General features: G+C 43.2%; 8 protein-coding genes. All 8 read right to left on the reverse strand.

The genetic code is table 11. The annotated features are described in order from the left end of the window. Positions 1 to 146 precede the first annotated feature (146 nt). The 8 genes from VJ786_RS09895 to VJ786_RS09930 are packed head-to-tail and all read right to left on the reverse strand — an operon-like array spanning position 147 to position 12,473. On the reverse strand, positions 147 to 1,196 hold the full coding sequence (locus tag VJ786_RS09895; protein ID WP_134776913.1) for a PKD domain-containing protein: 1,050 nt from the start codon (positions 1,194 to 1,196) through the stop codon (positions 147 to 149). Between the two features lie 21 nt (positions 1,197 to 1,217). Beyond that, positions 1,218 to 2,600, reverse strand: coding sequence for a discoidin domain-containing protein (locus VJ786_RS09900; RefSeq protein ID WP_134776912.1), 1,383 nt, complete (start codon positions 2,598 to 2,600; stop codon positions 1,218 to 1,220). A gap of 10 nt (positions 2,601 to 2,610) precedes the next feature. Further along, positions 2,611 to 4,329 (reverse strand): LamG-like jellyroll fold domain-containing protein, encoded by a 1,719-nt coding sequence (locus tag VJ786_RS09905; protein WP_134776911.1) that lies wholly within the window; start codon positions 4,327 to 4,329, stop codon positions 2,611 to 2,613. A gap of 10 nt (positions 4,330 to 4,339) precedes the next feature. Further along, positions 4,340 to 5,944: an IPT/TIG domain-containing protein gene (locus VJ786_RS09910; RefSeq protein WP_134776910.1), complete on the reverse strand. Its 1,605-nt coding sequence runs from the start codon at positions 5,942 to 5,944 to the stop codon at positions 4,340 to 4,342. Positions 5,945 to 5,947: 3 nt separating this feature from the next. After that, on the reverse strand, positions 5,948 to 6,688 hold the full coding sequence (locus VJ786_RS09915) for a fasciclin domain-containing protein (protein WP_099366105.1): 741 nt from the start codon (positions 6,686 to 6,688) through the stop codon (positions 5,948 to 5,950). Further along, positions 6,688 to 8,226 carry a RagB/SusD family nutrient uptake outer membrane protein gene (locus VJ786_RS09920; RefSeq protein WP_134776909.1) on the reverse strand — a complete coding sequence of 513 codons (1,539 nt, stop codon included), beginning with the start codon at positions 8,224 to 8,226 and terminating at the stop codon, positions 6,688 to 6,690. Before VJ786_RS09920 ends, VJ786_RS09915 begins: the two co-directional genes overlap by 1 nt. Before the next feature lie 12 nt (positions 8,227 to 8,238). Continuing rightward, positions 8,239 to 11,370, reverse strand: coding sequence for a SusC/RagA family TonB-linked outer membrane protein (locus VJ786_RS09925; protein WP_336557659.1), 3,132 nt, complete (start codon positions 11,368 to 11,370; stop codon positions 8,239 to 8,241). Between the two features lie 11 nt (positions 11,371 to 11,381). Next, complete coding sequence (locus tag VJ786_RS09930) at positions 11,382 to 12,473, reverse strand: DUF5007 domain-containing protein (RefSeq protein ID WP_245153306.1); 1,092 nt, start codon at positions 12,471 to 12,473, stop codon at positions 11,382 to 11,384. Positions 12,474 to 12,481: the final 8 nt, after the last annotated feature.

Here is a 12,481-nt window from a genome sequence, read left to right on the forward strand (position 1 = left end):
AAACAAATTTTCAGAAATCCTTAGAACAAAAATGACCGAGTAAGATAAATCTTGTACTCAGTCATTTCTTTAAATCTCATTAAAAAGTTGAGACTTTTTCAGTGCCCTCATGAATTTTACATGGCTTTTTTATTTGGATGAAATCCTTATTGAGGAATCTGTAGGAGTCTTAACTCACACATCTGGAAGTTTGTACCACTCCGTAATTGCAGTATAGAGAACTTATAGTACTTATACGCTGTGCTATTATTGAAGGTAAATGTTCTAGATAGGTATCGCGAAGGGAATTCTTCATTGCTCCGGTGATCAATCTCTGTCCAGGTAGTACCATCGTTTGATCCTTCGACTTTCCATTCTTTAGGATCCCTTTCTTGGGCATCATTACCCGAGGTCATCCGGTATCCATTAATGATCTGCGGAACATAGTACTCAAATTGCCAGGTCAGGCTGTTCCCAACCCCACCAATGAATACCTTAGTGTTCGTATTGTTGTCGATCATTTTCTTGGAACCTTCATTGGCATCCGGTCCGCCACTGTTATCATGCGAAATGGTAAAGATGTTGTCGAAATTCGTCAAGTCTTTGATCTGCCCAGTTTCCGATAAAAGAAACTCGATCGTGGCTTTGGATTTTTTCGGAGTAATAACCGTTAGGAATATCCGTTTGAATTCCCCCGGGGCAAATGATAGGTTTGCTGTTTTCTCCGTCGAGAAGATATCAAATTGGGATGAAGAAACAGCGTGTGTCCAAGAGGCGGATTCAATCTCCATGGCAGTTTCAAAAGAAAGTTCCATTTTTCGATCCGGTAGAATTTTCGTGGCTACCTGTATATAGGATGAAGGATTGATTTTAATGGTTTCCTCCCGTTGGGCCCAATAACCTTCCCCATTCAATACCACCATCTTAACCTTATAAGTTCCGGTATTCAGAAACGTATGGGTAGGAGAAAGTTCGGATGATGTGCTATCATCCGCAAAATCCCAACGGACCTCCTTAAAATTACTTGATTTATTATCAAATTTATAGGTAAAGGGATCCTTTGGATCTGCCACAGCAAAATTAAAGGCCGCTGCAGGTTTTTCCTCCAATCCATCTACTGGAGAATTGTCGATTACATCCTCTCGGGTGCAGCCCATGCTGATGGTAATAAGCATCAGCAGAAGGGCATATGTCGATTTTAATAGTTTCGTTTTCATAATATGGAATGGTTAAATATGCTATGGAATTCTGATCATTCTCCACTCGGAAGCTTGGAACAAACTGGAACCCACATTGGACGTAATATTCAAACGGTAATGGGTATATGCTTTTGGTAGATCAATATCAAACCTTCTTGTCAGGTTCCGTGAGGAAAATACCTCAGCGGATCTCGAATCGATGGTTGTCCAGGTAATTCCGTCATTGGAAGCTTCCAGATGCCATACATTCGGATCCCTATCCGATGCATCATTTCCAGATGTTAATGTATAAGAACCGATCTTTTGTGGCGTGCTAAAAACAAGTTTCGCTTGAAGATCTCCAACAAAACTACCCACAAGCCATTTGGAATTATAATTACCATCAATGAATTTTAAAGATCCTTCACCCGCATTCGGACCACCCGAGTTGTCCTTATTCACGCTGAATACCCCTTGGTTGGTCACATCGACCTCAATTACATTCTCCGAATCAATCAGCAAAATTGTATAGCTTTTTGCCGGATTGATCACATGAAGGGATGAACTGGTCATTTCCACCATGATCGCCAATTGTTTATTCACGTTTGCTGAGATAACAGACCAAGGAACATCTACATTAAAATTAGCGGTTCTTGCGTTGCTTGCAACCTGTACCCTTGATGGCATAGTGAACTGACCAGCCTGTAGGGCAACCGTATTTGCCGGCAATACACCCGATTGTATCAATTGGGCAATGGTATCAGTGGAGGTTGCTAAGTTCACGGTAAAGGTAGGGCCGGGAAAACTAGCCAGTGTGATACCGATCGGGATGGACATCCCCGAAGAGGCACTTTCATAATTCGTTTGGTTTTTCGCAACCAGAACCTCACCAGCACCGTTGGTAAAGGAAATATAATGGATATCATCCAAAACCAATAGATCCGCTGTATTCAAAATGATCACCCCATCGGTTTTTGTAGGATCGATGTTATTACCCTTTCCAGCTTCTGTGATCTTATAGCCGATCACAATATTTTTTCCGAAATATTTTTCTACCTCTGTGCGGGTAATCTTGATTTCGAATTTGCTAGAATCAGCCCCAAAGTTAACCTTGATGGCATTGGGCAACATGATCGATTCTGCCGCCACCGCCACATGATCGGAACCAAGATTCCCATCGGCGATATGCTCAAGAGCGGCTTCCTGATTGACACCAAGGGCTACTTCGAAAGCTTTGGCGGCGGGTTTGGATAGCTTTATGCTTACCGGAACAACCACTTGTTCGTTTGTTTTTATTACCTGACCGGCTATACTACCCGTTCCAACTGTTGTCGGATTATTCTGGGTAGATTCAAACTCCTTTAGGTCTTCTCGAGAACAGGCAGAAAATGCCATAGCTGCAACGAAAAGATAGGAGAGATAGAGATTAATTTTCTTTTTCATACGGCATTTCTTATTTATCAATCCATACACGGCCGTCCAATTGCCAACCTGATTGTCTTGGAACTTTTAGCCAACTAATGATCTGTGTTGCTATATCGATGGTCCTTGGAACCTGTGCGCCTAAATTCTGCGAAGATGGGGCACAGAGGTAATCGTTGAAGTTCAGGATCTGATAATTGCTATTTCCAGTTTTCAGATGTAGACCAAAACTTCCTTCATCCTTAATGATACCTGCCTCAGATCGCATCATCGGATAATGAGCAACCAGATACTGCATGTAAGGATGGTTAGGATCAACACCTATCTCACAGCTATATTGTTTGATCACATCCTTCCCCAAATCTGCTTTCCAGAATTTGATATCTGCCAGATAAGCATCGGAACGCCAATTTTCACGCGTTGGGATAAAACCAATCCTAAATTTCGCATCGGAGGATATTTTTCCCCAGCCTGTTATTTCTCCTTCCTTTGATAGTTCCCCATTGGTGTATAATTTCACCATGCGTTTACCATCCACGATACTTCCAGTCACAGCAATGGAATTCCAAGTGCCACGGTTCATGTTTTTATCGGCCTTGATCTCTCCGGTCCCCTTATCACCACGAGCATTAAAAATCCAAGACTCACCAGCAAGGTGGATCACCCATCCAATCCCATCCGTTTCGCGATCCCAGGCGCCTTGCCAATGCTTTCGCTTACCAATAATGGATGGATAACTGAAACTGTAATTATTATTGGAACCTTTATTCTTCTTGATCTTCAGCTCGATGGTGAAATCGGTGGTATCCAGATCGAATAAAGGATTATCCCCTTCATCCAATTGAGCATAATTTTCTGCATTGAATCGCATGAACGATCCAATGAACTTATTTCCGATATAAGGTTTCCCAATGAATTTAGTGACAAATTTAGGGGAGTGCATGATGGTGAAGGTGTTTACCTCTGGATTACTGAAAATGGTATTGTCGTTCTGTGCTTCGGGAATTTCAAATGGTCCACCTTGGCTAGAAGTAACGATCACTAGCCAGTTTTCTCTCGCATAATTAGGTCGGGCCTTCAACGCCGTCATGATCTCTGCCAATTGCCCATCAAATTTTTCGATGGATGCCTTATAGGTAGGGTAGGAATTATCATAGCCCGAAGCCTCACCAGCTTTATCAATATCACTAAAATGTCCCGTGATAAAAGATAGATCCGATTGCCCTAAGGCAGCAATCACTTTGGACTTTACATCCTCATCATTGCTGGCCAGTTGGGAAGTAATTCCTGTAGCATAATGATCGATAAAGGTCTGCTTGGTACTGATGACATTCATCTTGATACTATCTGCATAGTCCATTACCCGTTTATAAACTACCGGAAAAGAAGCCAATTTATTGGTGCTGAAATCGTCAGATCTTACGCCATGCTTCACATAATTCACGCCAGTAAGGACATCTGTCCAATTGGATGCAACATCCAAAGCATTCTCCTCACTTAAGGAAACCCAGGAATGGATCGCGTTGGGAAGCATGCCCATCATGGTAGGAATCTGTGCTGTTCTGACAGATTCTCCGCGTGCACCATCCACCAATAATAACAAAACCTTAGGTGTTCCGTAGATAACATCCACTTCTTCTTCCTCTTTTTCAGGAATGATCTTGCTGAATTCTTCTTGACAGGCACTCAAAAACAGTCCCATCAGGACAAAAAGCACAGCATATAATGGTTTACATATTCTCTTTCTCATAGCGTTCAAATTATTCAAGGATTAAACGTGTTATGTTATTCGCCACAAAATCATCAATCCGAGTAAAGGAGCCCAGTAGTAAGATGGCTCGTTTTCCATCCTCCGAAGTGGTCTCTATTATCCGATTCAGACTTCCATTCATTTGACCAATATTATTATAGCCTTCAGCTAAGGATCCATCAGGTTTCAGGAACATAAACCTATTCTTGGCCACACCTCCATATTCAATGAATCCACCACTTACCACGATCAATCCATCGTTCAATTGCTTGGCATACCAAGGGTAACCATTGCCAAAGGATTTCGCTTTAAAGGTATTATCAATGCTTCCATCTTCGTTCAAGAGGACCATTCTAGCGGTTTCCACCCCATTGAAGGATTTGAACTCGCCCACGACTACATATTTTTTGGTAATAGGGTTGTAGGTTACTTTATTCACTTTGAAATTAGCTCCAGAGCCGGTGTTAAAGGAGGCGTCTACTGTTCCATCGGCGTTCAAACGAACGATATTTCCTACGGTAGTCTCATCAAAACGATTGAACCTGCCGAATACAACGATCTTCCCTTTTAAAGGACCCTCGTCGTGGAAAAAGGTCTCGATCGATCCATTGGCGCCAGCAAATGCTTTGTCTCCGGTAAATCGGTAGGTCTTATCTAGCGTTCCATCTGTATTCAATCTGGCTACATGGCGGATCTCCGTAGAATCCAAGATCACGGAGTCTTTGGTTTCCATAAAATTAGGCTCCCCATAGATCCGGTTTATATGGTATCTGAAATTTCCAGAGGCGATGATCTTTCCATTATGTTCATAGATATTTGCTACAAACTGGTCAAATCCACCATTGAAGGTAGGGTAGTACTTCGTGGTATCATTCTGCTCCGGACGTCTGAACGGTTTGATGCCCATGGTATCAATACGACCACTCAGATGAATACGGGTGATGTTCGAAATATTGTCCTTACGTTGGTCATATCCTGAAAAACCCCCAGAGATATAGTAATGGTCCTGGTATTGAAGGATGGAATTGATGTTTCCATTGGATCCATCCCCAGTTCTCCAACTGATGTCGTAAGTTCCGTTTCTAAAGGTCCGCACCAATTTGTTGATCGGTTTTACAGAACCCTTCTCTTCGTAATTGCTAAAATTCCCTACAAAGATGTACTTCTCATCAATCGTCCATAAATTGGCGTTGATCGAACCGTTGGATCCTTTCGTTGCTCCCCAGGTAGGGTCGATATTCACTTTTCCTGATACGGTGAACTTTGGCCCAAAAACAATCATATCATCAATATAGATAGAGGTCACTCCTGTACTGGCAAATGTGGGCACTTTTACCACGATCTGTTCATCGTTGATGCTGACGATTTCCGCCTTTTCCCCATTGAAATTGAAGATCGCTTTATCCTTATAAGCTTCAAGACCGGTGACCTTGATGGTCACTTCCGTTCCTGGTGCCCCAAATTCAGGCGAAGGTTTAAGGGTTCGATCCATTTTGACAAGTAGGTTTTCCTTGCCTTCCGGATAAGGTTCTGAGAAGAATTCCACTTCCTTATTACAGGAAGAAAGCGCCAAGGCGACAAGAATTCCTAAGGTATATATAAAATTTCTTTTCATGACTTAGCGTTTACTTTCAATAATATCGTTCATAACTTGGTTCTGGTCGAATCCAAAGGATACCCTGGTATAATCCAATACGTGGATCACCCCATTGGTAGGCTGGATATCCGAAGTAGAAACAGGCACCGGATCAAAATTGTCTGGCCTGGAAGGATCTCCAATCAGACCTACATGCAATTGGCGGTATCCCATATACTTGAGGTTACTTCCACTTCCTACAGCATCATTGAATACCACGCCGATCTTGAAGATATCTCCCGCCATGGATCGGTAGTTCTGACCTCCAAATAGCGACAATAAACCAAAATCAATCTGTGGATAATCCGCCAACTTGTTCTTACCACGGAACATGTAGCGGTAAAGATATCGTTGCCATATGGATGGATCCACATCGGTAAAAGTTTTGATGGTATCCTGTTTATTATCATACAAGCGCCTATTTAAGCCGCCTTTATCTTTTGAACCGATCAGGTCTTTGATATCCCGGTCTGAAGGAGCGAAGAAGGTGAATTCCTCCGTGTTGAAGAATTCCTCCATCTCTGCTGCTCGGATAATTGCTGCCACGGAATCAAATAGTACAGGTTTGGAATCTAAATATTCCAGTATGGTACCATCAAATTCAGCTTTTGCTAGTCCGCCATCTTTGTAGTAATCATCTTTTGCACATCCGGATATGCCCAGGAAACCCAGTATCCCCAGCATACCCCATATTGATAAATTCTTAGTTAACTTCTTCATCATTAGCGTCCAATAGTTGTCCAATAATCATTTAATCGCATATTCGGGTTATAGCGCAAAGCCTCTCGATCGATTGGCCAGGTCCATCCTCCACGGTTGAACTGGTCTAAACTCAATGGGCTCATGGTCCAGGTCGGATTCAGGATACGACGGGTTCTGATCAGATCGAAATAATGATGGCTCTCGCCGAACAACTCCCGACTTCGCTCCATGAATATAAAATCCTTTAGCTCAGCACCACCAGAACCAGTATATGGGGTAGCTTCTGCGCGGGTTCGGATCAGGTTTACTGCCCGGATCGCTTCATCATCATTCGAACCTGTTTCTGCACATGCTTCTGCATACAACAAGATCGCATCTGCATAACGGAAGATCAAGAAGCTATTGTCCGGATTCTTATCTTCGTTTCCTGATGCATACACATTGGTACCATATTTCCGAAGTACAAAATTCCCATTACCGGAATAGATATCCTCAAACCACATCTCCCTGCGTTTATCCGCCACATCCTCTGGAAATAATCTCATCATATAGGAGGGTAGGTAATAACAGTGACTGATCTGGTTGGTAAAACGTGGGAACTTATATGGCCAACGTAAGAAGTGATCCCAGAATGGCGTCAATGGATTAACATTGTCACCATAGTTGATACTTTTATAGAACTCAAATAGGGATTCCTCACTACGACCTTTGGTCACGATGGCCCAATTCTGATCTGTAAAAGGAGCAATCAGTTTATGTTGGTTGCTGGCAAGCAATTCCTTACCTAAAGCTATAGTGGCCTCATAATACTTCTGTTTATTGGCATGGTCAAAACCTGAGTTCCACATATTCATATGCATCAATAGGGCAATAATAGCTCCTTTGGCAGGTCTTGCACCGCGAAGGGATGGGTCGTTCAATGACCAAGGCATCAGGTCCTTCTGGGGCATCAGATCCTCGATGCATTTATTGATCACCGAGACCATGGCCTCCCGAGGTAGGGCAGCAGCTTCATAGGGCTGGGTGTAGTACACCACATCACCATATAACCTGCACATCCAGAAATAAGTGAAATTGCGCATAAACTTAGCCTCAGCAAGGTATCGGTTCTTTTCGCTGTCACTCACGCCTGGAATTCCTTCTTCCAATTTCTGGATCAGGATATTCGTATTCTGGATAACCTCGTAATAGGTTTTCCAATTGGTGATCCGGTCTATATTGTACCAGTCAAATAAAGGATTGCTGATGGCTTGGTTCAGGTCGTTCTGACCCATGACCTCGATCACTTTCCGGCTGTTCTCATTATTGGCCAAAGGGGAGATGAAGATCTCACCGGAACGGGCTTCACCAATGGCTCCCATTACCCAGGATTCATTGATCTTATCGAAGAAACGGCTGTAGATAAAGGCAAAATTGGCCTCTACATCTTCCGCAGATTTATAATAGTTATTTCCAGTTAAACGGTCTATAGGTTCTACATTCAGATAATTGTTACATGAACCCAATCCGAGCATTAAACCCAATCCTACGGAAGCTAATTTTAAATTAAATCTTTTCATTGTTTTCATGATTTAGAAGGATAAGTTTAAACCAAGTGCATAACCTCTAGGAACCGGGTAACCATTGGAAAGGTCACGGCCTAAACTGGTCACTCCCTCAGGGTTAGGTCCAGAATATTTTGAAAAGGTGTAAACATTGTCCATGGTGGCATAGACCCGGAAACGTTGTAACCTGTATCTTTTTAAAAATTCCCGATCAAAATTATAGGCTAGGGATACCTGATTGATTTTGAGGTAAGATCCGTTCTCTTCCCATAAGGTTTGATCATTCCGCAGAGGATTGATATTGCCCGCACGGGAGAAATCATAAGCATTCGGGTACTTGGCGATATCACCATCCTGACGCCACATATCCAGATCATCCAATGGAACTACCGATTGTAAACCGTAAGGATTTGCCAACAGCCGCATACGTTCCGCTAATGCATTATTGAAAATTGTTCTTCCGGCTGTATAAGAAGCGGCGATCGTCAAGGAGATGCCTTTGTAGGACATTTCATTCTGAATTCCGCCGATGAAATTCGGTTGAGCACTGCCTGAACGGGTATAATCCCTATCATCCAGAATATAATCCCCATTTTGATCAACCCAGATCGGATCTCCAGCTTGGAAGAAGGTACCATCCGGTGTCCTATAGCGAAGGCCGGTTCTCGGATCTACCGGAACATCCGCATCTGTCGCATATACACCCCGGTTCACCAATACATAATTGGAGAAGGCATGCGTACCTACGCGGTTCAGGATGTGTTGTTTGGCCGCAGAACCATCCCAACGAATCAATTGACCATTGAAGATACTTGGCAATTGCAAAAGGACATCCCGGTTATAGGCGCCATTGACCGATAGCATCCAAAAGAACTTATCGCCTTTCAATGGTCTCAATCGCAAGGAAACCTCATGACCATAGTTTACCAAACCCCCTTCGTTTGAGGACAGCGTGGAGAAACCGGTGGTATTGTTCAAATAGGATTCCTGATACAGGTTTTCTGTACGTTTATAATAGGTATCATAGATGATATCGATCTTGTTGTTCAGAATGATCAGGTCAAATCCTAAGTTGTACTGCATGGAAGTCGTCGGTTTCAAATCAGGATTTGGAATCAGATAGGAGTCGATACCGATCCCTGTTTGCTGATTGTAGTTCCCGTAGATATTGTATTTACCATAGATCCGGTCTAAGGTTGCCGTAGGCATCACGTTTACTCCCCAGGTACCACGTAGCGCTGCGGTATTGATCCAAGGCAATCCCTTGATCCAATCTTCCCGATGGATGTTCCATTTCAATCCGATGGATGGATTCTTGGTATACAGGTTTTCAAATCCATTCAAGGAAGATCCATCCAAACGATAGGTCAGATCCAGTACATAGCGTGATTTATAGCTGTAGTTTCCTGCGAAAGCAAAAGATAGTGCCTTCTCATTTTTAAAACTCAGGATACCACCACCACTGGAAAAATAACCATCATAACCCAATGGACCTTCAAACTGATCGTTCGGAGTACGACGTTGCGTAATGACCGAATTCTGGTTGGTCACATGGATGATCTCATTGAAAATGCTGAAGAACAAATCATGATCTTCTTTCAATGTTTTTGAATAGTTCAGGTTATTCCGGCTATAGAATTGCGAATAACGGTTATTGAAGGCATATACTTCAGAGAATTGGCCCGAAGAGGCTGCTGGCGAGAATTTCTCCTCTGTGCCGGAAGACAGTTCATAACTCAGTGTCGTACGGAATCGGAGATTATCAATGAACTCCACCCCAGCTTCAATAAAGGGTTTTATTAATTTGGTTTTATTGTCGTTCCGTGTTCTGATCGCGGCAACATAATCCGAAGAGGCGGTAAAGAATCCTGGAGGTGGCAATAGGGTGGAAGACTGACCTCCACTGGCTACCCCGGTCTGTAGAATACCTGTTCCATCCCCTTTGTTCATCTTTCCCAGTTGGGCAAACACCTGACCTACAAACTCAAATCGTCTGGAAGGACGGTAATCCATCCTTAAGTTCGACGAATAACGGGTAAATCCAGTATTCTTGATGACCCCGGTTTCATCGTAGAAATTGAGGTTGGCTTTATAGGATAATTGCTGATTTCCACCATCCATACTGAAGTTGTGGTTCTGGTTAAACGTGTTCTGATAGAACAAGCCCTGCCAGTTGGTGGAATTGTTGAAGTAGGAGTTTAGACTATCCGCTAGGGAAGGCGTCTGCATAATTTTATCCAATTCCCCTTGCGTACGAGCATTGGTATAGATCTGAAGCAATTTTAGGTTTCTTTCCATATTACCGCCCAAGGTCTCCCGTAGTTTAGGGATCGACCTCATAAAGGAGGAATGCGTATAATTGATCCTTGGCACCTCTGAATTACCTCGTTTGGTATTGATGATGATTACACCATATGCTCCTCTAGATCCGTATAAGGATGTTGCTTGGGCATCTTTTAGAATCTCAATGCTCTCCACATCTTCCGGTGGAATCAAGGAAAGTGGGCTGATACCCGGACCTTGTTGTTGAAGACCGAACTCTGAAGCTCTGTCCGCATCCATCGGGACCCCATCGATTACATACAAAGGAGAGGTCGGCATCAGGATCGATTCATTACCCGTACCTTGTGTGGAAAGGGTGGATAGACCCCGGATCTGTGTGGATCCACGGAAACCTGGCGCACCGGTATTCACCTGAATGTTCAATCCAGGAACTTTTCCTTGCATCAAGGACTCAATATTGATGGCAGGATTATCTTTGATATCTTTCTCACCTAAGGAATAGGATGAACCGGTGGTTTTTTCCTTGGAACGGGCTACATAACCACGTACCACGACTTCTTCCACTTGGTTATCTGTTGCACTCAAGCGAACCGTCAAAGAAGTTTGGTTCACATTGATCTTGATCCTTCTTTCTGTAAATCCAATACCTCGAAAAATCAAGGTCGTATTGGCCGGAACCGTAACGGTAAATTCGCCATTATCTTTGGTTGCTGTCAAGGCGCGGTTGTTCGAGGCGTTTAATATTGTAACCCCACTTACCGGCTTGTTGGATTCATCCAATACCTTTCCTTGAATCTGCTGGTTCTGGGCCATGGCAAATGAAATGGAAAGGACAGCCATCACCATATATAAAATGATATTTTTCTGTAGTTTCATAAGGTTAATATTTATTCATCCTCAAATTTTGGACTCTCTCTACGGAACATAAACACGATCTCCCAATCGCCAGGCTTGAAAATCCTGAAATCCAACCCCATCTCGCCATAGGTCAATGTTCCTCCCATTCCGGTTCGGGAATATTTGAAGACGACCCGGGCATTGCTGCCGGAATTGTAATCGGTTCGGATACTGGTCAATGGAATCGGATAAGCAACATCATATTGTACATATTCACTGGTCATCTGTTTGTTGAACCCATGTACCAATAAGTCCCATTTTGTTTCATTGAACTTTGCGGGGTTGATGGAAGTGCTATCTGGATTCAAAAACCTAAACCGCAGGCTCTTACCGTTTCCACCTTCAAACCTTCGAATAAATACCACCAAGTCTGTCTGCTTATCATCATTCTTCAGGTTGGTATTCGAGTTAACCCCGATGATGTTGCTGAACCAAGAAGGCTTCAGGTATTCTCTTTTCGAGGGATCCTTCGGGTTTCTAGGATCTGGCGCCACTCCGCCCGTATAGGGATTCATATCATAATCTGGCGAATAATCCCGTTGCCGCCAAGGGATCAACTGTAGGTCTTTGATGATCTGAAAGCCTCCAGAATTGGATACCTTAAGGTCAAAGAACCGAACATCCTGAGTCTTCACCACTGTATCAGCAGGTCTAGGAGCGACCGTCTCGTTCGTGGAAGATCCGTACATAATGAACCTTCCATAATCGTCCACTTCAAAATATGGTTTTTCAACCAGATGCCTTTTGGCTTCGATTTCCGCTAAGGATTTCTCCTTACCATCGTATTCGGCGATCCATTCATAGGTCGGTGCCTTTTGGAAAACATCCGTATAAGGAGTTCCATCACCGTACCGCGGATTGATGATCTCAAACTTCAGGGGCAAGGTGGAGTTATCCAAGAGTAAACCTGTATGTATATTATCCCGACCTATGATAGGTTGGATAACTTTGTTCTCGTAAGTAATGTTTTCACTGATGAAGTCGCGGTCTGCAGGAAGTTCAAAGGTTTCCTTACAAGCAGCGAAAAGTGAACAACTGCCTAACAAGACGCTCATTAATCGTATGGAATTTGATAATTTCATTTTTAGCT

Source organism: Sphingobacterium tenebrionis, from assembly GCF_037126265.1.
GTDB classification, from domain to species: Bacteria; Bacteroidota; Bacteroidia; order Sphingobacteriales; family Sphingobacteriaceae; genus Sphingobacterium; species Sphingobacterium tenebrionis.